The 20,709-nt window shown below is 59.9% G+C and carries 16 protein-coding genes and 2 tRNA genes; 16 read left to right on the top strand and 2 right to left on the bottom strand.

What is annotated here, in order from left to right:
* Window positions 1-7: 7 nt before the first annotated feature.
* The 6 genes from hflX to MA884_RS04600 all read left to right on the top strand — a co-directional run bounded on the left by hflX (window position 8) and on the right by MA884_RS04600 (window position 8,369).
* The gene (gene hflX / locus MA884_RS04625) at window positions 8-1,309 is read left to right on the top strand and encodes a ribosome rescue GTPase HflX (protein WP_256229266.1); all 1,302 of its coding nucleotides are present in this window, start codon (window positions 8-10) and stop codon (window positions 1,307-1,309) included.
* 85 nt (window positions 1,310-1,394) lie between these two features.
* Window positions 1,395-2,567 (top strand): FtsH protease activity modulator HflK, encoded by a 1,173-nt coding sequence (hflK, locus tag MA884_RS04620; RefSeq protein WP_256229264.1) that lies wholly within the window; start codon window positions 1,395-1,397, stop codon window positions 2,565-2,567.
* Complete coding sequence (gene hflC / locus MA884_RS04615; protein ID WP_256229263.1) at window positions 2,567-3,436, top strand: protease modulator HflC; 870 nt, start codon at window positions 2,567-2,569, stop codon at window positions 3,434-3,436. The genes hflK and hflC overlap by 1 nt, the downstream gene beginning before the upstream one ends.
* 313 nt (window positions 3,437-3,749) lie before the next feature.
* Window positions 3,750-4,937 (top strand): ATP phosphoribosyltransferase regulatory subunit, encoded by a 1,188-nt coding sequence (locus tag MA884_RS04610; RefSeq protein ID WP_047227314.1) that lies wholly within the window; start codon window positions 3,750-3,752, stop codon window positions 4,935-4,937.
* Window positions 4,938-4,991: 54 nt separating this feature from the next.
* Window positions 4,992-6,284, top strand: a complete 1,293-nt coding sequence (locus MA884_RS04605; RefSeq protein WP_256229261.1) for an adenylosuccinate synthase — start codon at window positions 4,992-4,994, stop codon at window positions 6,282-6,284.
* A gap of 150 nt (window positions 6,285-6,434) precedes the next feature.
* On the top strand, window positions 6,435-8,369 hold the full coding sequence (locus MA884_RS04600; RefSeq protein WP_256229260.1) for a methyl-accepting chemotaxis protein: 1,935 nt from the start codon (window positions 6,435-6,437) through the stop codon (window positions 8,367-8,369).
* 237 nt (window positions 8,370-8,606) lie between these two features.
* Here MA884_RS04600 and MA884_RS04595 read toward each other — a convergent pair.
* Together MA884_RS04595 and MA884_RS04590 are read right to left on the bottom strand one after the other, a co-directional pair.
* A tRNA-Leu gene (locus tag MA884_RS04595) sits at window positions 8,607-8,693 on the bottom strand.
* A gap of 176 nt (window positions 8,694-8,869) precedes the next feature.
* Window positions 8,870-8,956, bottom strand: a tRNA-Leu gene (locus MA884_RS04590).
* Between the two features lie 226 nt (window positions 8,957-9,182).
* Here MA884_RS04590 and rnr point away from each other — a divergent pair.
* From rnr to MA884_RS04540, 10 genes are all read left to right on the top strand, one after another.
* On the top strand, window positions 9,183-11,801 hold the full coding sequence (rnr, locus tag MA884_RS04585) for a ribonuclease R (protein ID WP_256229259.1): 2,619 nt from the start codon (window positions 9,183-9,185) through the stop codon (window positions 11,799-11,801).
* Window positions 11,798-12,565: a 23S rRNA (guanosine(2251)-2'-O)-methyltransferase RlmB gene (gene rlmB / locus MA884_RS04580; RefSeq protein WP_256229258.1), complete on the top strand. Its 768-nt coding sequence runs from the start codon at window positions 11,798-11,800 to the stop codon at window positions 12,563-12,565. Before rnr ends, rlmB begins: the two co-directional genes overlap by 4 nt.
* 303 nt (window positions 12,566-12,868) lie before the next feature.
* Window positions 12,869-13,297 (top strand): 30S ribosomal protein S6, encoded by a 429-nt coding sequence (rpsF, locus tag MA884_RS04575; protein ID WP_025211554.1) that lies wholly within the window; start codon window positions 12,869-12,871, stop codon window positions 13,295-13,297.
* A 28-nt stretch (window positions 13,298-13,325) separates the two neighbouring features.
* On the top strand, window positions 13,326-13,556 hold the full coding sequence (gene rpsR / locus MA884_RS04570) for a 30S ribosomal protein S18 (protein WP_002551829.1): 231 nt from the start codon (window positions 13,326-13,328) through the stop codon (window positions 13,554-13,556).
* 36 nt (window positions 13,557-13,592) lie between these two features.
* Window positions 13,593-14,486: a hypothetical protein gene (locus tag MA884_RS04565; protein WP_256229257.1), complete on the top strand. Its 894-nt coding sequence runs from the start codon at window positions 13,593-13,595 to the stop codon at window positions 14,484-14,486.
* Between the two features lie 18 nt (window positions 14,487-14,504).
* Window positions 14,505-14,951 carry a 50S ribosomal protein L9 gene (rplI, locus tag MA884_RS04560; protein ID WP_047227319.1) on the top strand — a complete coding sequence of 149 codons (447 nt, stop codon included), beginning with the start codon at window positions 14,505-14,507 and terminating at the stop codon, window positions 14,949-14,951.
* Between the two features lie 136 nt (window positions 14,952-15,087).
* On the top strand, window positions 15,088-16,485 hold the full coding sequence (dnaB, locus tag MA884_RS04555; RefSeq protein ID WP_003197253.1) for a replicative DNA helicase: 1,398 nt from the start codon (window positions 15,088-15,090) through the stop codon (window positions 16,483-16,485).
* Between the two features lie 188 nt (window positions 16,486-16,673).
* Window positions 16,674-18,974: a YgiQ family radical SAM protein gene (locus MA884_RS04550; protein WP_256229256.1), complete on the top strand. Its 2,301-nt coding sequence runs from the start codon at window positions 16,674-16,676 to the stop codon at window positions 18,972-18,974.
* 294 nt (window positions 18,975-19,268) lie between these two features.
* A complete protein-coding gene (locus tag MA884_RS04545; protein WP_256229255.1) occupies window positions 19,269-20,189 on the top strand; it encodes an NAD synthetase in 921 nt (306 codons plus the stop codon).
* Window positions 20,189-20,647 (top strand): hypothetical protein, encoded by a 459-nt coding sequence (locus tag MA884_RS04540; RefSeq protein WP_256229254.1) that lies wholly within the window; start codon window positions 20,189-20,191, stop codon window positions 20,645-20,647. Before MA884_RS04545 ends, MA884_RS04540 begins: the two co-directional genes overlap by 1 nt.
* Window positions 20,648-20,709: the final 62 nt, after the last annotated feature.

Genomic DNA, 20,709 nt, shown 5'->3' with positions numbered 1-20,709 from the left:
GTCTCCTTTGTTCTTTGAGCGCCACGGTGGGGGTGAGCGGGCCATTCTCGTTCACTTGGATGGACAAGACCCTGAGGCGCGCGAAGATCCGCAGGAGTTTCAGGAATTGGCACTTTCGGCCGGCGCCGAGACCGTCGCGTTTTTTAACGTGCCGCGTCATCGGCCAACCGCCAAATACCTGATTGGCAGCGGCAAGGTCGAGGAATTGCGCGACCTGGTCAAAACCGAGCAGGTCGACCTGGTGATTTTCAATCACATCCTCACGCCAAGTCAGGAACGTAACCTTGAACGTGTGTTCGAGTGTCGCGTGATCGACCGCACAGGGCTGATTCTCGACATCTTCGCCCAACGCGCCCGTACCCATGAAGGCAAGCTCCAGGTCGAACTGGCCCAGCTTGAACACATGAGTACGCGGCTGGTTCGTGGCTGGACCCACCTTGAGCGGCAGAAGGGCGGTATCGGTCTGCGCGGTCCGGGTGAGACCCAGCTGGAAACCGACCGGCGTCTGCTGCGGGTTCGCCTGCGCCAGATCAAGGGGCGCCTGGAAAAGGTCCGCAGCCAGCGTGAGCAATCACGACGCGGCCGCAAGCGTGCTGATATCCCGACGGTTTCACTGGTGGGTTATACCAACGCCGGTAAATCGACGCTGTTCAATAACGTGACCCAATCCGACGTCTACGCCGCCGACCAGTTGTTCGCCACGCTCGATCCGACCCTGCGCCGGCTCGATCTGGACGACCTCGGGCCGATTGTGCTGGCCGACACCGTGGGCTTCATTCGGCACCTGCCGCATAAGCTGGTCGAGGCTTTTCGGGCTACGCTCGAAGAGTCGAGCAACTCCGACCTGCTGCTGCACGTGATCGATGCCGCCGAGCCGGACCGGATGCTGCAGATCGAGCAGGTCATGGTGGTGCTGGGCGAGATCGGCGCCCAGGACTTGCCGATCCTCGAGGTATACAACAAACTCGATTTGCTCGAAGGCGTGGACCCGCAGATCCAGCGCGATGCCGATGGCAAGCCGCAGCGGGTCTGGCTGTCGGCCCGCGACGGTTCTGGTCTGGATCTGCTCAAGCAGGCCGTGGCGGAGCTGTTGGGCAACGACCTGTTTGTCGGCACGCTGAAGTTGCCGCAACGTTTTGCCCGGCTGCGGGCCCAGTTCTTTGAGCTCGGAGCGGTGCAGAAAGAAGAACACGACGAAGAAGGCATCTGCCTGCTGGCGGTTCGCCTGCCTCGGGCGGAGCTCAATCGACTGGTCAGTCGCGAAGGGCTGCAGCCGATGGAATTCATCGAGCAACACACTTTGCAATAAAAGCCTGAGAAAGCTGTGTCAGGCATTCTGTAGCATTGGTCGGCGCGCCGTGGGTGCGTCTTTGCTTTATCAGATGGAGAGCGCTATGGCTTGGAATGAGCCGGGTGGCAACTCGAATAATCAGGATCCCTGGGGTGGCAAACGTCGTAACAACGGCGACCGCAAGGGACCGCCGGATCTCGACGAGGCCTTCCGAAAGCTGCAGGAAAGCCTGAACGGTTTGTTCGGTGGTGGTAAGAAACGCGGTGACGATGGTGGTGGACGTTCGGGCAAGGGCGGCGGTTTCGGCCTGCTCGGCATCGGTCTCGTTGTGCTCGCGGCTGTCTGGCTGTATAGCGCGGTTTATGTCGTGGACGAGCAAGAGCAGGCTGTAGTGCTGCGCTTTGGCAAGTACTACGAAACTGTCGGGCCGGGCCTGAATATCTATTTCCCGCCGATCGACAAGAAGTTCATGGAAAACGTCACGCGTGAGCGTGCCTACACCAAGCAGGGCCAGATGCTCACTGAAGACGAAAACATCGTCGAAGTGCCGCTGACCGTGCAATACAAGATCTCCAATCTGCAAGACTTCGTCCTGAACGTCGACCAGCCGGAAATCAGCCTGCAGCACGCAACTGAAAGCGCCTTGCGCCATGTGGTGGGTTCCACCGCGATGGACCAGGTGCTGACTGAAGGTCGTGAGTTGATGGCCAGCGAAATCAAGGAGCGCCTGCAACGGTTCCTCGACACCTATCGCACCGGTATCACCGTTACCCAGGTCAACGTTCAGAGCGCAGCGGCACCGCGTGAAGTCCAGGAAGCCTTCGATGACGTGATCCGTGCCCGTGAAGACGAGCAGCGTTCGCGCAACCAGGCCGAGACCTACGCCAACGGAGTCGTGCCGGAAGCTCGTGGTCAGGCCCAGCGCATCATTGAAGATGCCAACGGTTACCGCGACGAAGTGGTCTCCCGTGCCAAGGGTGAGGCGGACCGCTTCACCAAGCTGGTGGCCGAGTATCGCAAGGCGCCTGAAGTGACCCGCGAGCGTCTCTACCTGGACACCATGCAGGAAGTCTTCAGCAACACCAGCAAGGTCCTCGTGACCGGCAACAAGAACGGCCAGAGCAATCTGCTGTACTTGCCGTTGGACAAGATGGTCGAAGGAGGTCGTAAAAGCGGCACGCCGTCGTCCAGCACAGCCGCCGTCAGCAATGAAGCCAATGCCCGCGCGGCGGCGGAGCAGCAGCAACAGCAAGCACGTACCAGGGAGAGTCGCTGATGAGCAATAAATCGCTGATCGCCCTTATTGTCGGTGTCGTCGTGGCGATCGCTGCCTGGAACTGCTTCTACATCGTGGCTCAGACCGAGCGTGCGGTGTTACTGCAATTCGGTCGCGTGGTCGAGGCGGATGTCCAGCCGGGCCTGCATGTGAAGGTGCCGTACGTCAACAAGGTGCGCAAGTTCGATGGCCGCCTGATGACGCTGGATGCGCCGACACAACGCTTCCTGACGCTGGAAAAGAAAGCCGTGATGGTGGACGCCTACGCCAAGTGGCGCGTGAAAGATGCCGAGCGCTTCTACACCGCGACTTCCGGCCTCAAGCAGATCGCCGACGAGCGTCTGTCCCGTCGTCTGGAATCGGGCCTGCGTGACCAGTTCGGTAAGCGCACGCTGCATGAAGTCGTGTCCGGTGAGCGTGATGCGCTCATGGCCGACATCACCCGTTCGCTGAACGCAATGGCGGAAAAAGAGCTGGGTATCGAAGTTGTCGATGTCCGGGTCAAGGCCATTGACCTGCCGAAGGAGGTGAACCGCAGTGTGTTCGAGCGGATGAGCACCGAGCGTGAGCGCGAAGCTCGCGAGCACCGCGCCAAGGGTAACGAACTGGCTGAAGGCATCCGTGCCGACGCCGATCGCCAGCGTCGCGTGTTGTTGGCCGAGGCTTATCGTGAATCGGAAGAGCTGCGCGGTGATGGTGATGCCCAGGCCGCTTCGATCTACGCCCAGGCCTACGGTCAGGATCAGGAGTTCTACGCGTTTTATCGTAGCCTGCGTGCCTACCGTGAAAGTTTTGCGGACAAATCCGACGTCTTGGTCCTTGACCCAAGCAGCGACTTCTTCCAGTACCTGGAAAAGTCCAAGCCTTGATGCGACGTTGACCTGAAACACTCCGCCCGGCGGCTAAAGCGTCGGGCGGGGTGATCCTTTGGGAAAACGTGTGTATGATGCGGCAGCCGGGAAATTCCCGGCTTTTTTGCGTCTGCACGTTCGATTGCGGTTTTGGTTGCAGGCGTCGGGTTGTACGACTCGACAGGTTTTTCGAGGAAAGTGCTTGGCGAGGCCGACTACAGGCCATTCGTCACGTTGCTCATGCGCGGGGTTTGCGCGTGGACGGAGCATTTTCTGCTTCACTCAAGGCTTGCCCGAGGGCTGGCCGCCCGGACCATAGGGGAATGGCGTAATGGCAACGGTAGACCGCTGGCTGCTGCCAGATGGCATCGAAGAAGTACTGCCACCGGAAGCTGCGCGCATCGAAGTAGCGCGTCGGCAGGTGTTGGATCTGTTCCAGAGCTGGGGTTACGAATTCGTCGTTACCCCGCATATCGAGTACCTGGAATCCCTGCTGACCGGCGCGGGCCAGGACCTGGATCTGCGTACCTTCAAGGTTATCGACCCGCAGTCGGGCCGGCAGATGGGCTTTCGTGCTGACATCACGCCGCAGGTAGCGCGTATCGACGCCCACACCCTGCGTCGTGAAGGCCCGAGTCGCCTGTGCTACGCCGGCAGCGTGCTGCACGCCCAGCCGCGCGCCCTGTCGTCTTCGCGCAGCCCGATCCAGCTGGGCGCCGAGTTGTATGGCGACGCCAGCCCGAGCAGTGATGTGGAAGTCATCAGCCTGATGCTTGCCATGCTGCAACTGGCCGACGTACCGGATGTCCACATGGACCTGGGCCATGTCGGCATCTATCGTGGCCTGGCGCGGGCGGCCGGTTTGTCGGGCGAAGTGGAGCAGCAGTTGTTCGATGCCTTGCAGCGCAAGGCCATCGATGAAGTGATCAGTCTGACCGAAGGCCTGCCGGCCGATCTGTCCGGCATGTTGCGGGCGCTGGTAGACCTCTGCGGAGGTCGCGAAGTGCTGGCTGCAGCCCGCGAACGGCTCGCCCATGCGCCGGCACCGGTGCTCGCGGCACTGGACGATTTGCTGGCGATTGCCGAGCGCCTGTCGGTGCGTTTTCCTGAGTTGCCGCTGTATTTCGATCTGGGCGAATTGCGCGGTTATCACTACCACACTGGCGTAGTTTTCGCGGTGTTTGTACCAGGCGTTGGTCAGTCCATCGCCCAAGGTGGTCGCTACGACGATATCGGCGCCGACTTCGGTCGTGCCCGTCCGGCAACCGGCTTCTCTACCGATTTGAAAACCCTGGTGACCCTGGGGCGTGCTGAGGTCGAGCTACCGTCTGGCGGTATCTGGATGCCCGACAGTACGGATGCAGCACTCTGGCAGACGGTCTGCCAGTTGCGCAGTGAGGGTCAGCGTGTCGTCCAGGCCTTGCCTGGGCAGCCTTTGGCCGCCGCCCGTGAAGCGGACTGCGACCGGCAATTGATTCAGCAGAACGGGCTTTGGCAAGTATTGCCGCTGGCTTCTTGAGTTTTCCTGCCGGCCGCGGCCGGCACCAAGTTTGCGCGAATGAGGACAAGTGTTATGGGTAAGAATGTCGTAGTCCTGGGCACCCAGTGGGGTGATGAGGGCAAAGGCAAGATCGTTGATCTGCTGACCGAACATGCTGCCGCCGTAGTGCGCTACCAGGGTGGCCACAACGCAGGTCACACCTTGGTGATCGACGGTGAAAAAACCGTTCTGCACCTGATCCCGTCGGGCGTGCTGCGCGAAGGCGTGCAATGCCTGATCGGCAACGGCGTGGTAGTTGCCCCCGACGCCTTGCTGCGGGAAATCATCAAGCTGGAAGAGAAAGGCGTACCGGTGCGCGAGCGCCTGCGTATCAGCCCGTCCTGCCCGTTGATCCTGTCCTATCACGTCGCGCTGGACCAGGCTCGTGAAAAGGCCCGTGGCGAGCTGAAGATCGGCACCACCGGCCGTGGCATCGGCCCGGCCTACGAAGACAAGGTGGCCCGTCGTGGCCTGCGCATCGGTGACCTGTTCCACCGTGAGCGCTTCGCCGCCAAGCTGGGCGAGTTGTTGGACTACCACAACTTTGTCCTGGTCAATTATTACAAAGAGCCGGCCATCGACTTCCAGAAAACCCTGGACGAGTGCATGGAATACGCCGAGTTGCTCCAGCCGATGATGCTCGACGTCACGGCCGAGCTGCACGAACTGCGTCGCGCGGGCAAGGACATCATGTTCGAAGGCGCCCAGGGTTCGCTGCTGGACATCGACCACGGCACCTACCCGTACGTCACCAGTTCCAACACCACTGCTGGCGGCATCGCCACCGGTTCGGGTTTTGGACCGATGTACCTGGACTACATCCTGGGTATCACCAAGGCCTACACCACTCGTGTCGGTTCGGGTCCGTTCCCGACCGAGCTGTTCGATGACGTCGGTGCGTTCCTGGCCAAGCGTGGCCATGAGTTCGGTGCTACCACTGGCCGTGCCCGTCGTTGTGGCTGGTTCGATGCCGTCATCCTGCGTCGCGCCATCGACGTCAACAGCATCTCGGGCCTGTGCCTGACCAAGCTGGACGTGCTGGACGGCCTGGAAACCATCAACATCTGCGTGGGCTACAAGAACCAGGACGGCGCCGTTATCGACGCACCGACTGATGCTGACAGCTACATCGGCCTGGAGCCGGTGTACGAGCAGATGCCGGGCTGGACCGAATCGACCGTCGGCGCCAAGACCCTGGAAGAGCTGCCAGTGGCGGCCCGCAACTACATCAAGCGCGTCGAAGAGTTGGTCGGTGCGCCGATCGACATTATTTCGACGGGGCCGGACCGCAACGAAACCATCGTTCTGCGTCATCCTTTTGCCTGATAAGTCGTTGATGTAAAAAACAAAGGACCCTTGTTTGGGTCCTTTGTCATATCTGGCTGCCAGGCGGCACGACACTTGCTATACAGCTTAAATAATAAGTGCTTTTTTTGAAGTGCTAGCAATTTAATGGCGTTAGTAGAGGGATTCCCTGTGTCGGCCGTTCTCTCATTGTTACAAAGCCGCCTGTTGCGGCCCGTATTCGTTACCCTTGGTGTCGCCCTTTTGGTGCAGGTCCTGGTGGCTGTCGCGCTGACGCGAAGCACGGTCACTGCGCTGGAGGCCGATCTAGAGGCTCGGCTCGGGGGCGACAGTCAAAAGTTGTCTGGCGAACTGGAGCAGGCCGGGCGTGAAGTCACCTCAAGCCTGGACAGTTTGTCTACCAGCACCCGCCAACGTCTCACCGCCGGTTTATCCACCCGTTTGAAGGATGAACAGGCGCAGTTGCGCGCGACGCTGGAAAAATCGCTCAAGGACTCCGCCAATGATATGGCGCAGCTCCTGGCTTCGGTCGCGCCGCGCGCCATGTGGGACAGCGACGTGCCGGCCCTCTCCGAGTTTGCCCGTCGGGCCCAGCGCAATCCCAACGTACTCTTCGTCATTTATGACGACGCCACCGGCCAGCATCTGACCCGCTACCTGAATCGGCAAAACCCGATCAACAAGGCTTTGCTGGAGAAAGGCAAGGGCGACCGGGCGCTGGACAAGGTGCTGGATGCGGCGAAGAACGATCCCTCGGTGTATTACCTTGAAGCATCGATCAGCCCCAACGGCGTAGAGATCGGCAAGGTGTTGATGGGTGTTTCCACGGCCTCCGTTGAAGCCGACCTGAAGGCGCTGGACCAACGCTTCTCGGCCCTGATAGCCAGTGGTGATCAGTTGGTCGGGGATAGCCTCAAGGGTGCGGCAGCCGACAGTGCCACTGCGATGCGCAGTCGCCTGGAGTCGGCTCAGGCCACGGCCACGCAAATGCAGGCCAACACCGCGACCACCGTGCAGGATGCTGCGGGCACTTTGCGCTGGCGCATCGGTCTGGGTCTGGCGGTGGTGGGTTTTGGCGTGCTGTTGCTGTTGGCTGTGGTGCTGGGACGCCGAGTGGTCAATCGCTTGAAACTGTTGATTGCCGCGATGAACGACCTGGCGGCAGGCGAGGGCGACCTGACCAAGCGTGTGCAAATCAACAGCAAGGATGAAATTGGCGACATGGCCTCGGCGGTCAATCGTTTTGTGGATAAGTTGCAGCCTATTGTGCGAGAAGCGGGTGATGTGGCCCAGCGTACTGGCGTGGAAATCGGTGCCATGACCTTGCGCAACTCCGGTGCCGATGCGGCGGCGGGGATGCAGCGTGATGAAGTGGCTGAGAGCCTGCGGGCGCTGTCGCAGATGGCCGACGAAGCGCAATCGGAAAGCCATGCGATGCAGGCTGCCTTGCAGCAGGTAGTGGAAATCCGTAAGGCCACCGACGAAAACACCCGAACCTCGGCCAAAGTCGGCGGTTTAATCGAGGCGCTGGCCGGGCAGGTCGACACAGGGGCGAAAGTCATCGAGCGGCTGGCGCAGCAGAGCGAGCAGATCGAAGTGGTGCTCACCGTCATCCACGGCATTGCCGAACAAACCAATCTGCTGGCCTTGAACGCGGCCATCGAAGCGGCGCGGGCCGGGGAAACCGGGCGCGGGTTCGCGGTGGTGGCGGACGAGGTGCGGGCGCTGGCGAGCAAGACACAGAGTTCGACCGGCGACATCCAGGCTCATATTGTCGCGCTGCAGCAGGGCGCGCGCGAGGCGGTAGCCGCCATCGGCCAAGCCGGGCGCCAGGCCAGCGAAGGGTTGTTGGTGCTGCGTGACAGCGCGCGTTTGCAGCAGACGGTACAGACCTCCGTAGAGCAGGTGCATGCGGCCATCGGTCTGGCGACGCAAGCGGCGGCTCATCAGGCTCAAGGCGCGCAAGCGGTACGCGGGCGGGTGGAAACCATTCACGCCCAGGCCGAGAAAGCGGCCCAGGCCGTGGTCGAGACCACGGCCAGTGGCAAGGTATTGGATAGTTTGGCGGCGCAGTTGAAGGCGAGCCTGGGGCAGTTCAGGGCTTGATTAATCGCTGCCTGGGCTGGCCTCATCGCGAGCAGGCTCGCTCCCACAGGAGATATCCAGCGTTCACAGATATTGTGTTCGCAGCAGATCCTCTGTGGGAGCGAGCCTGCTCGCGATAGCGGTTTCAATGGCTCGGATGCATCTGTGTCGTCAGCCAATAAATCGGCACCCCAGAAACGCAAAAACCCGCTTTCGCGGGTTTCTGTGAGCTCAAGGCCGTAACCTTGAAGCTTGAATTGGTGCCCAGAAGAAGACTCGAACTTCCACGACCTTGCGGTCACCAGCACCTGAAGCTGGCGTGTCTACCAATTTCACCATCTGGGCAGCATCTTCAGCGTTGCCGCTGTCGATGTGGCGCACTATACGGAGCGTGTTTTGATCTGTAAACCCCTGTTTTTGTTTTAGTAATTACCAGCCAGGTTCCAGGGGGGCAGAAACGCAAAAACCCGCTTTCGCGGGTTTTTTTGGAGCTGGCAGATCATTGATCTGCTGCTCGAAATTGGTGCCCAGAAGAAGACTCGAACTTCCACGACCTTGCGGTCACCAGCACCTGAAGCTGGCGTGTCTACCAATTTCACCATCTGGGCAGTATCGGCAACGTGTGTGCGTCATCGATGGCGCGCACTATACGGAGCGTGTTTTTAACTGTAAACCCCTCCGGCAAAAAAAACCGGTAAATTTCACGAGCGGTGCATTTCCTGGCTTCAAGAGGGGTCAAAAGACTTCAGGGAACGGCATCGGATGCTTGAAATTTCCCGTTTCATTACGCCTATGCCAAACTAACCCGCATATAGACAAGGTGAAAACTCTCTAATGGCCGATTGGCAGTCCCTCGATCCCGAGGCCGCTCGTGAAGCGGAAAAATACGAAAACCCTATTCCTAGCCGCGAACTGATCCTGGCGCATCTCGCCGATCGGGGTTCGCCTGCTAGCCGCGAGCAACTGGTCGAAGAGTTCGGTCTGACCACCGAAGACCAGCTCGAAGCCCTGCGCCGCCGTCTGCGCGCCATGGAGCGCGATGCTCAGTTGATCTATACCCGGCGCGGCACCTATGCGCCCGTGGACAAGCTTGACCTGATCCTGGGCCGCATCGCCGGTCACCGTGACGGTTTCGGCTTCCTGATCCCGGACGACGGCAGTGACGACCTGTTCATGAGCCCGGCGCAAATGCGCCTGGTGTTCGACGGTGATCGGGCCCTGGCCCGGGTGTCCGGCCTGGACCGCCGTGGTCGCCGTGAGGGCGTGATCGTCGAAGTGGTGTCCCGTGCTCACGAAAGCATCGTCGGCCGCTACTTCGAAGAGGGCGGCATCGGTTTTGTCGTCGCGGACAACCCGAAGATCCAGCAGGAAGTGCTGGTCACCCCGGGCCGCAACGCCAACGCCAAGGTCGGTCAGTTCGTCGAGGTGAAAATCACCCACTGGCCCACCCCACGCTTCCAGCCTCAGGGCGATGTGGTGGAAGTGGTCGGTAACTACATGGCGCCGGGCATGGAAATCGATGTTGCCTTGCGCACCTACGACATCCCTCACGTCTGGCCCGAAGCGGTCCTGAAAGAAGCCGCCAAACTCAAGCCTGAAGTCGAAGAAAAAGATAAAGAGAAGCGCATCGACCTGCGCCACTTGCCGTTCGTCACCATCGACGGCGAAGACGCCCGGGATTTCGACGATGCGGTCTTCTGCGAAGCCAGGCCGGGCAAATTGCGCCTGTTCTCCGGCGGCTGGAAGTTGTACGTGGCGATTGCCGATGTTTCCAGCTACGTGAAACTTGGTTCGGCGCTGGACGCCGAGGCCCAGGTGCGTGGCAACTCGGTGTACTTCCCCGAGCGCGTCGTGCCGATGCTGCCAGAGCAACTGTCCAATGGTTTGTGCTCGCTCAATCCTCACGTCGATCGTCTGGCCATGGTTTGCGAGATGACCATCTCCAAGTCTGGCGAAATGACCGACTACTGCTTCTACGAGGCGGTGATCCATTCCCACGCCCGTCTGACCTACAATAAGGTCAGCGCGATGCTGGAAACCCCGAAACTTGCCGAATCGCGCAAGCTTCGCGGTGAATACACTGATGTCGTGCCGCATCTCAAAGAGCTGTACTCGCTCTATAAAGTGCTGCTGGCGGCGCGTCATGTACGTGGCGCGATCGATTTTGAAACCCAGGAAACCCGGATCATCTTCGGTTCCGAGCGCAAGATCGCCGAGATTCGTCCGACGGTGCGCAACGATGCCCACAAGCTGATCGAGGAATGCATGCTGGCCGCCAACGTGGCCACTGCGGAGTTCCTGAAGAAGCACGAAATTCCTGCGTTGTACCGGGTCCACGATGGCCCGCCGCCGGAGCGTCTGGAAAAACTGCGCGCTTTCCTTGGTGAGCTCGGCTTGTCCCTGCACAAAGGCAAAGATGGTCCGTCGCCCAAGGATTACCAGGCCCTGCTGGCCGGTATCAAGGATCGCCCGGATTTCCACCTGATCCAGACCGTGATGCTGCGCTCGTTGAGCCAGGCGGTATACAGCGCCGATAACCAGGGTCACTTCGGCCTGAACTACGAAGCCTATACCCACTTCACGTCGCCGATCCGTCGCTACCCTGACTTGCTCACGCATCGGGCGATCCGCAGCGTGATCCATTCGAAGATGAATACCCCGCACGTCAAGCGTGCCGGTGCGATGACCATCCCCAAGGCGCGTATCTACCCGTACGACGAGGCGGCCCTGGAGCAGCTCGGCGAGCAATGCTCGATGAGCGAGCGCCGTGCCGATGAAGCGACTCGCGACGTAGTGAACTGGCTCAAGTGCGAGTTCATGAAAGATCGCGTGGGTGAGTCGTTCCCAGGTGTGATCACTGCCGTGACCGGTTTTGGCCTGTTCGTCGAACTGACCGACATCTACGTCGAAGGCCTGGTGCACGTCACCGCGCTGCCGGGCGATTACTACCACTTCGACCCAGTGCATCACCGCTTGGCGGGTGAGCGTACCGGTCGCAGCTTCCGCCTTGGCGATACGGTCGAAGTGCGGGTCATGCGCGTTGATCTCGACGAGCGCAAGATCGACTTCGAGATGGCAGAAAAAACCATCAGCGCGCCGATTGGCCGCAAGAAGCGCGGCAGCGAAACTTCTGCGCCTGCGGCCAAGACTGCCGCCGAGCCTGCTCCGGCCAAATCCGGGCGTCGCGGTCCGGCCAAGGAAAAAGCCGTCGAAGCCTATCGCCCGAGCGATGCGGCGACGAAAAACGCCGAGCTGCGCAAAAGCCGTGAGATGAAGCAGGCGTTGCTGGCCGAAGCCAAGAGCGGCGGTAAAGCGGCGTCTGGGGGAAAGACCGGACGGTCGGCGCCGGACAACGCGACCGGCAAGCCGAGCAAGCACCGTAAAGGCCCGCCGAAAGCGGGCTCGGCCCCAGCCAAAAGTGGCGGGGCGCGTAAACCCAAGGCCAAGTCATGAGTCAGTTGGAAAAAATCTACGGCGTGCATGCCGTGGAAGCATTGCTGCGTCACCATCCCAAGCGGGTCAAGCAGATCTGGCTGGCAGAAGGGCGTAGTGATCCGCGGGTCCAGACCCTGATCGAACTGGCCAGCGAGAATCGCGTGGCGGTCGGCCAGGCTGAACGGCGGGAAATGGACGCCTGGGTCGAAGGTGTGCACCAGGGTGTCGTGGCCGAGGTCAGCCCGAGCCAGGTCTGGGGCGAGGCGATGCTCGACGAGCTGCTCGATCGCACCGAAGGCGCGCCATTGTTGCTGGTACTGGACGGCGTGACCGATCCTCACAACCTCGGTGCTTGCCTGCGCTCGGCAGATGCGGCCGGCGCGTTGGCGGTCATCGTACCTAAAGACAAGTCGGCAACGTTGACGCCGGTGGTGCGTAAAGTCGCCTGCGGCGCGGCGGAGGTGATCCCGCTGGTGGCTGTGACCAACCTGGCGCGTACCCTGGAGAAGCTCCAGCAGCGCGGCCTGTGGGTGGTTGGTACGGCGGGCGAGGCTGAGGTCAGCATTTATGACCAGGACCTGACGGGCCCGACCATCCTGATCATGGGGGCTGAAGGCAAAGGCATGCGTCGCCTGACCCGCGAGCATTGCGACTACCTGGTCAAGCTGCCGATGGCCGGCAGTGTGAGCAGCCTCAACGTCTCGGTCGCGACTGGCGTGTGCCTGTTCGAGGCCCAGCGCCAGCGTAGTGTCAAGGTTGCTGCGGCCGCCAAAAAATCCTGATCCGGTTGCAGTCCCTGTGGGAGCGAGCCTGCTCGCGATAGCGGAGTGTCGTTCAACGCAAATGTTGAATGTGGCGCCCTCATCGCGAGCAGGCTCGCTCCCACATTGGTTTGTGTGGGTAAGCATTGGGGGTTGTTCAAATAATCACCAATCACCTTGCGTCGCCCTCGGCCCTTCTCTACAATTGCGCCCCTTGCTGTGATGGCAGGCACTTTTGTGTCTAGCGTCCACAAGTCCATAAGTGTCATTCACTCCTTGTCTGACCGTTTTTGAGCGGCAGGCTACAACCCGTAAGGAGCATTCATGCGTCATTACGAAATCATCTTTTTGGTCCACCCGGATCAAAGCGAGCAAGTCGGCGGCATGGTTGAGCGTTACACCAAGCTGATCGAAGAAGACGGCGGCAAAATCCACCGTCTGGAAGATTGGGGCCGTCGTCAACTGGCCTACGCAATCAACAATGTTCACAAGGCTCACTACGTGATGCTGAACGTTGAGTGCACCGGCAAGGCCCTGGCCGAGCTGGAAGACAACTTCCGCTACAACGATGCAGTGATCCGTAACCTGGTCATCCGTCGCGAAGAAGCCGTCACCGGCCAATCCGAGATGCTCAAGGCTGAAGAAAACCGCAGTGAGCGCCGTGAGCGTCGCGACCGTCCTGAGCACTCTGACAGCGCCGAAGGCGATGACAGCGATAGCGACAGCGACAACAGCGATAACGCTGACGAGTAATCCACGGACCTTTTAAGGAGCCAATCACATGGCACGTTTCTTCCGTCGTCGTAAATTCTGCCGCTTCACCGCTGAAGACGTGAAAGAGATCGATTACAAAGATCTCAACACTCTGAAAGCCTACGTATCCGAGACCGGCAAAATCGTTCCAAGCCGTATCACCGGTACCAAAGCTCGTTATCAGCGTCAGCTGGCCACCGCTATCAAGCGCGCCCGCTTCCTGGCCCTGCTGGCCTACACCGACAGCCACGGCCGCTGAGACCGGGCAGTCGACACGTAGCAAAGGATTGAATGCATGCGCGCCTTAGCTGAGTTCATCATGCGCGGTCGTATGCAGGCCACTCTGGTAGTGGCTGGATGCGCGGCATTGCCGTTGTTGTATTGGTTGGGTGCTGCCGCGGTGGGTCTTGTACTCCTGCGGCGCGGATTGAAGGACGCCCTTGGCGTTCTTGCTCTGGGACTGCTGCCGGCCTTGCTCTGGTGGCTGTATTCCGCTGACCCGCGGGCACTGATGGTGCTGCTGGGGTCTTCGGCGCTGGCGTTGGTGTTGCGCGCAAGCGAATCCTGGAACCGCGTGCTGCTGGTCAGCATAGCGATGGGAGTGGTGTTTTCAGTGGTGCTCGGGGTGGCTTTCGCGCCCCAGATCGAGATGCTGTCGCAGGCTTTGATAAAAATCCTGCCCGAGGCCCTCGGTGATCTCTACCAGCAGATGTCGGTAGAGGAGCAGGCGCGTTTCGCGTCCCTGATCGCACCGGTCCTGACCGGCCTGATTGCGGCCTTGTTACAAATCGTCAGTGTGCTGAGCCTGATTATCGGGCGCTACTGGCAGGCGTTGTTGTACAACTCGGGTGGTTTTGGTCGCGAATTTCGCGCCATCCGTTTCCCGCTTGGGCTGGCGATGTTGCTGCTGGCGGGCATGCTTCTGGGACCGAACTTCGGTCCGCAGATGGCCATGCTCACGCCGTTGTGCAGCGTACCGCTGGTATTTGCCGCTCTGGCCCTGATTCACGGGCTGGTGGCGAAAAAGCGGCTGGGCCGGTTCTGGCTGGTGGGGTTGTACGTCACGTTGTTGCTGTTCATGCAGCTGATCTATCCGTTGCTGGTGGTCTTGGCCATCGTCGACAGCCTGATTGATTTTCGCGGTCGTATGGCGCCGAAAGACGCCGACAACGCGAACGGTGAAGGTTAAAAGTTAGAGGATTTTCACATGCAACTGATCCTTCTGGAAAAAGTCACCAACCTGGGCAACCTGGGTGACAAAGTAAACGTTAAGGCCGGTTACGGCCGTAACTACCTGCTGCCTTACGGCAAAGCCACCGCTGCGACCGCTGCCAACCTGGCCGCGTTCGAAGAGCGTCGCGCTGAGCTGGAAAAAGCCGCAGCAGACCGTAAAACCTCGGCTGAAAGCCGTGCTGCCCAACTGGCCGAGCTGGAAGTGACCATCACTGCCACCGCTGGCGACGAAGGCAAGCTGTTCGGTTCGATCGGTACTCACGACATCGCTGACGCACTGACCGCCTCTGGCGTTGAAGTGTCGAAGAGCGAAGTTCGTCTGCCGAACGGCACCATCCGCAACGTAGGCGAATTCGACGTAGCCGTGCACCTGCACGCCGAAGTTGAAGCCACCGTACGCGTTGTCGTGGTAGCAGCTTAAGCAATACCTGTCGGCTGGCACCCTCGGGTACTAGTCGGTAACATCGGGCACGATCCTGTTTACAGGTCGTGCCCTTTGTCTTTCTGCAATTGCTGATTTTCAAAACCCCCTGCGTTTCCAAAAGAATCAAGTGGCCATGAACGAAATCACCGCTCCCGAGCAATACGATCTGCAAACCGCTGCCCTGAAGGTGCCTCCGCACTCCATCGAGGCCGAACAGGCCGTGCTCGGTGGTCTGATGCTGGACAACAACGCCTGGGAACGCGTGCTCGATCAAGTATCCGACGGCGATTTCTACCGGCATGACCACCGCCTGATTTTCCGTGCCATCGCAAGATTGGCCGATCAGAACATGCCGATCGATGTGGTAACCCTGGCCGAGCAATTGGACAAGGAAGGCCAGACGTCTCAGGTTGGCGGCCTCGGTTATCTGGGTGAACTGGCAAAAAACACGCCGTCTGTCGCCAACATCAAGGCCTATGCCCAGATCGTGCGTGAACGGGCGACCTTGCGCCAATTGATCGGCATCAGCACTGAAATCGCTGACAGCGCCTTCAACCCGGAAGGCCGAACCGCTGCCGAGATCCTCGACGAAGCGGAACGGCAAATCTTCCAGATCGCCGAGGCCCGGCCAAAAACCGGTGGCCCGGTGAGCGTCAACGATCTGCTGACCAAGGCCATCGATCGCATCGACACCCTGTTCAACACCGACAACGCCATCACCGGCCTGTCCACCGGCTACACCGACCTCGATGAGAAGACCAGCGGCTTGCAGCCATCGGACCTGGTCATCGTCGCCGGCCGTCCGTCGATGGGTAAAACCACTTTTGCGATGAACCTGGTGGAAAACGCCGTGTTGCGCAGCGACAAGGCCGTTCTGGTGTATTCCCTGGAGATGCCAGGTGAATCGCTGATCATGCGTATGCTCTCGTCCCTGGGGCGTATCGACCAGACCAAGGTCCGTTCCGGCCAACTGGAAGATGACGACTGGCCGCGCCTGACTTCGGCGGTCAACCTGCTCAACGACCGCAAGCTGTTCATCGACGATACTGCCGGTATCAGCCCATCGGAAATGCGCGCCCGAACCCGTCGTCTGGTGCGTGAGCACGGTGACATCGCGCTGATCATGATCGACTACCTGCAGTTGATGCAGATCCCAGGGTCCAGCGGTGACAACCGGACCAACGAGATTTCCGAAATCTCCCGCTCCCTCAAGGCCTTGGCCAAGGAGTTCAACTGCCCGGTGGTGGCGCTCTCCCAGTTGAACCGTTCCCTGGAACAGCGCCCCAACAAACGCCCGGTGAACTCCGACTTGCGTGAATCCGGAGCGATCGAGCAGGACGCCGACGTGATCATGTTCGTCTACCGTGACGAGGTGTATCACCCGGAGACGGAACACAAGGGCATCGCCGAAATCATCATCGGCAAGCAGCGTAACGGCCCGATTGGCTTCATCCGCCTGGCCTTTATCGGCAAGTACACGCGCTTCGAAAACCTGGCGCCGGGTAGCTACAATTTTGATGATGACGAGTAAGTTCGTCGTCGCCTGATCTGGCCTCATCGCGAGCAGGCTCGCTCCCACAGAGGAATGCATTCCAAGGTGGGAGCGAGCCTGCTCGCGAAAGGTGCACCACCAATTTCCGACCATAGCCGTCGGAATTGGTTATTTTTTGTGCTATATTCCGCGCCCGCGATTTTTCATCTTTCATACCGGTCATCGACATGCAAGCAGCCAAGCCGTTATTTGACTATCCCAAGTACTGGGCCGAATGTTTCGGCCCAGCGCCGTTCCTGCCCATGAGCAGGGAGGAGATGGATCAGCTCGGCTGGGATTCGTGCGACATCATCATCGTGACCGGTGATGCCTACGTCGATCACCCATCGTTCGGCATGGCAATCATCGGCCGTTTGCTGGAGGCCCAAGGCTTTCGTGTCGGGATCATTGCCCAGCCAAACTGGCAGTCCAAAGACGACTTCATGAAGCTCGGCGAGCCCAACCTGTTTTTTGGCGTCGCGGCCGGCAACATGGACTCGATGATCAACCGCTACACCGCCGACAAGAAAATCCGTTCCGATGACGCCTACACCCCCGGTGGCATGGCGGGCAAGCGGCCGGACCGTGCGAGCCTGGTCTACAGCCAGCGCTGCAAGGAAGCCTACAAGCATGTGCCAATCGTGCTCGGCGGTATCGAAGCGTCCCTGCGCCGTATCGCGCATTACGATTACTGGCAGGACCGGGTGCGCAACTCGATCCTGATCGACGCCAGCGCCGATATCCTGCTCTACGGCAACGCCGAGCGGGCGATTGTCGAAGTCGCCCAGCGTCTGTCTTACGGCCACAAGATCGAAGACATCACGGATGTGCGCGGCACGGCATTCATCCGCCGTGACACCCCGCAAGGCTGGTACGAGGTCGATTCCACCCGCATCGACCGCCCGGGCAAGATCGACAAGATCATCAACCCGTATGTGAACACCCAAGACACCCAGGCTTGCGCTATCGAGCAAGAGAAGGGGCCGGTTGAAGACCCGAGCGAAGCCAAGGTCGTACAAATCCTGGCAAGCCCGCGCATGACCCGCGACAAAACCGTGATCCGTCTGCCGTCGGTGGAAAAGGTCCGTGGCGACGCGGTGCTCTACGCTCACGCCAACCGCGTGCTGCATCTGGAAACCAACCCGGGCAATGCCCGTGCCTTGGTGCAGAAGCATGGTGAAGTCGATGTCTGGTTCAATCCGCCGCCCATTCCGATGACCACTGAGGAAATGGACTACGTGTTTGGCATGCCTTACGCACGTGTTCCCCATCCGGTGTACGGCAAGGAAAAAATCCCGGCCTACGAGATGATCCGTTTCTCGGTGAACATCATGCGGGGCTGCTTTGGCGGCTGCACCTTCTGCTCGATCACCGAGCATGAAGGCCGGATCATCCAGAACCGCTCTGAAGAATCGATCATTCGCGAGATTGAAGAGATTCGCGACAAGGTCCCGGGTTTCACCGGTGTCATCTCCGACCTCGGCGGCCCGACCGCGAACATGTACCGCATTGCCTGCAAGAGCCCGGAAATCGAATCCGCCTGCCGCAAGCCGTCCTGTGTGTTCCCCGGTATCTGCCCGAACCTCAATACCGACCATTCTTCGCTGATCCAGCTGTACCGCAGCGCCCGGGCGTTGCCTGGGGTGAAGAAGATCCTGATTGCTTCCGGCCTGCGTTACGACCTGGCGGTCGAGTCGCCGGAATACGTCAAGGAACTGGTGACCCACCACGTGGGTGGTTACCTGAAGATTGCTCCGGAGCACACCGAGGAAGGTCCGCTCAACCAGATGATGAAACCGGGCATCGGCAGCTATGACAAATTCAAGCGGATGTTCGAGAAGTACACCAAGGAAGCCGGGAAAGAGCAGTACCTGATTCCGTACTTCATCGCCGCTCACCCGGGCACCACCGACGAAGACATGATGAACCTGGCGCTGTGGCTCAAGGGCAACGGTTTCCGCGCCGACCAGGTGCAGGCGTTCTATCCGTCGCCGATGGCCACCGCCACGGCCATGTACCATTCGGGCAAGAACCCGCTGCGCAAGGTCACCTACAAGAGCGACGCAGTGACGATCGTCAAGAGCGAGGAGCAGCGCCGCCTGCACAAGGCCTTCCTGCGTTATCACGACCCCAAGGGCTGGCCGATGCTGCGCGAAGCGCTGACCCGCATGGGCCGCGCCGACCTGATCGGGCCGGGCAAGAATCAATTGATTCCGTTGCATCAGCCGGCCACCGACAGCTACCAGAGCGCCCGTCGCAAAAACTCGACGCCGGCTGGCAGCCATAAGGTGGGCAAGGAAACTACCAAGATCCTCACCCAGCACACCGGCCTGCCACCGCGCGCCAGCGACGGCGGCAACCCGTGGGACAAGCGCGAGCAGGCCAAGGCCGCGGCATTCGCCCGCAACCAGCAGGCCGCCAAGGAACGCAAGGACGCCGCCAAGGGCAAAGGGCCGAAACCCGCGCGCAAGCCGGTCGTGCCGCGCTGATCGCCTAGCCGCCTCGCAAAACGCCAGCCTTGAGTGCTGGCGTTTTGCTTTCTAGCGGCGGTGCTGGCCGTTTGTTATCGTGGCGCCCGCGTAGCCCTTGCTCCCGCTCGGCGGCGTGGGAGCTGTGTAGGAGCTGTCGAGTGCAACGAGGCTGCGATCTTTCCCCAGCCACTTGAATCTCAAGCGAAAGATCAAAAGATCGCAGCCTTCGGCAGCTCCTACAGGGCACAGCGCAGCGAGCGCAAGGTTCAGTGTGGATAAAATCTCGCCCTCCGATTCTCAAGGACGATTCATATGAGCACTCCATTACCCGGCATCGGCATGGACAACAGCATCTCTCAGATGATGGCCCGCCGCCGCATTGAAAGCCAAATCAACCTGCCACGCCTGTTTGCTGCCATTGACGCCGATCCCGGTATCGTCGGCGCCGGTGTGGTGTACATCGATGCTGAATTCAATGTAGTGACCCTGCGTGAGTTCAAGCCGATTTGCAGCATCAAGCCCAAGCGGATTATCTTGCGTGAGGCGCAGAAATACATCGCGCCGGAGCAGTTCGCGCAACAGGTACAGAGCAATCCTCGTGAGTCGCGATTAGTGGGGGAGGCGGTCAATACCACGCTATCTTGCGCAGGAGCGGTGCTGGGCTGGATTGTCGTGCTCAGTGGCACGATTGCGGTTCCCTTCAGCGCGGGAGCCAGTTCTGTCGTAGTTGCTCTGGGGTATACCGCGGCGGTTGCTAGCTCTGCGCAGTGCGTTATCGGAGTTATACGAACAGGGGCTGAAGTGACCAACCCGCAAATCAATGACAAATTGGACAGCGAGGAGTGGTACCAATACGCTTCTATCGGTCTAGATGCAGCCTCATTATTGGGAGTCGGGGCTTCTGCCTTAACTACCATAAAACTGGTAAAGGTGACGAAGGCCACCACCGGCAAAAGTCTGCGTGAGATTCTGCGTGGTCTGAATCGCCAAGAGCGGGCGAAGTTGACCAAAGAATTGCTAAGTATCAATGACCCACGGCTGACACCGAAAATGCTTAAGCTCAAACAGCTTGCTGGGGAGTTGCCCAAACGTCTCACGCCGACCCAGCTCAAGCACGCTACGGTTACTCAGATCAAAGACTCCTTAGGGGCGACAATCGGCCTGACCGGCAGCAGCTTGTCGGGAAATGTTAAGACTATTGCCGTTGGCTTGTACGAAGAGTTGGAGGAGTAATGGACGATTTGAGTTTGCCGCGTTTTCTTGCGCGTTACTTACCTACCTTTATTGGCGGCGTTTTTTCGATGCTGTTTTCAGTGGGCTGTGCTGTTCCCTTACTGGTGATGTTCTATTTGTCTGGGGTGTCAGTCGGTGAGCAAGCGACTTGGTCGGTATTGGGAGGAACGGCTGCCACCTTGGTCGTGGTGCATTGCAATTTCATGGTGATGCGGGGACGGCCACAGTGGGTGTGGGGACTGGTCGGAGTACTGGTTCTATGTCTGTTGAGCGTGTTACCGACCATTGACGGGCGCCCACACAAAGTCATCTATGTGATGGCTGTATTATTTCCGCTCCTGGGTCTGCTATTGCTCAACAGCAAACGCCACCGAGAGATGCGCAGCAAACTGGTAGAAATCCGCCGCCAGCGCGAACTCATCATCCAGGCCGCCAATGCCTCGCGCCGGCGGCGCTGAGTCGAATCGCGCTGTCCGCGCCGCATTTATGTGCATTGCTTTGCAGATGAATTCGGGCTTCG

The organism is Pseudomonas sp. Q11, assembly GCF_024494355.1.
GTDB classification, from domain to species: Bacteria; Pseudomonadota; Gammaproteobacteria; order Pseudomonadales; family Pseudomonadaceae; genus Aquipseudomonas; species Aquipseudomonas hefeiensis.
The sequence above is the reverse complement of the archived record's forward strand: the minus strand, read 5'-3'. Positions and strand labels throughout refer to the sequence as shown.

Coding starts and splice junctions, on each gene's coding strand:
- hflK (WP_256229264.1), top strand. CDS start 1,395: ATGGCTTGGAATGAGCCGGGTGGCAACTCGAATAATCAGGATCCCTGG.
- hflC (WP_256229263.1), top strand. CDS start 2,567: ATGAGCAATAAATCGCTGATCGCCCTTATTGTCGGTGTCGTCGTGGCG.
- MA884_RS04610 (WP_047227314.1), top strand. CDS start 3,750: ATGGCAACGGTAGACCGCTGGCTGCTGCCAGATGGCATCGAAGAAGTA.
- MA884_RS04605 (WP_256229261.1), top strand. CDS start 4,992: ATGGGTAAGAATGTCGTAGTCCTGGGCACCCAGTGGGGTGATGAGGGC.
- rnr (WP_256229259.1), top strand. CDS start 9,183: ATGGCCGATTGGCAGTCCCTCGATCCCGAGGCCGCTCGTGAAGCGGAA.
- rlmB (WP_256229258.1), top strand. CDS start 11,798: ATGAGTCAGTTGGAAAAAATCTACGGCGTGCATGCCGTGGAAGCATTG.
- rpsF (WP_025211554.1), top strand. CDS start 12,869: ATGCGTCATTACGAAATCATCTTTTTGGTCCACCCGGATCAAAGCGAG.
- rpsR (WP_002551829.1), top strand. CDS start 13,326: ATGGCACGTTTCTTCCGTCGTCGTAAATTCTGCCGCTTCACCGCTGAA.
- MA884_RS04565 (WP_256229257.1), top strand. CDS start 13,593: ATGCGCGCCTTAGCTGAGTTCATCATGCGCGGTCGTATGCAGGCCACT.
- rplI (WP_047227319.1), top strand. CDS start 14,505: ATGCAACTGATCCTTCTGGAAAAAGTCACCAACCTGGGCAACCTGGGT.
- dnaB (WP_003197253.1), top strand. CDS start 15,088: ATGAACGAAATCACCGCTCCCGAGCAATACGATCTGCAAACCGCTGCC.
- MA884_RS04550 (WP_256229256.1), top strand. CDS start 16,674: ATGCAAGCAGCCAAGCCGTTATTTGACTATCCCAAGTACTGGGCCGAA.
- MA884_RS04545 (WP_256229255.1), top strand. CDS start 19,269: ATGAGCACTCCATTACCCGGCATCGGCATGGACAACAGCATCTCTCAG.
- MA884_RS04540 (WP_256229254.1), top strand. CDS start 20,189: ATGGACGATTTGAGTTTGCCGCGTTTTCTTGCGCGTTACTTACCTACC.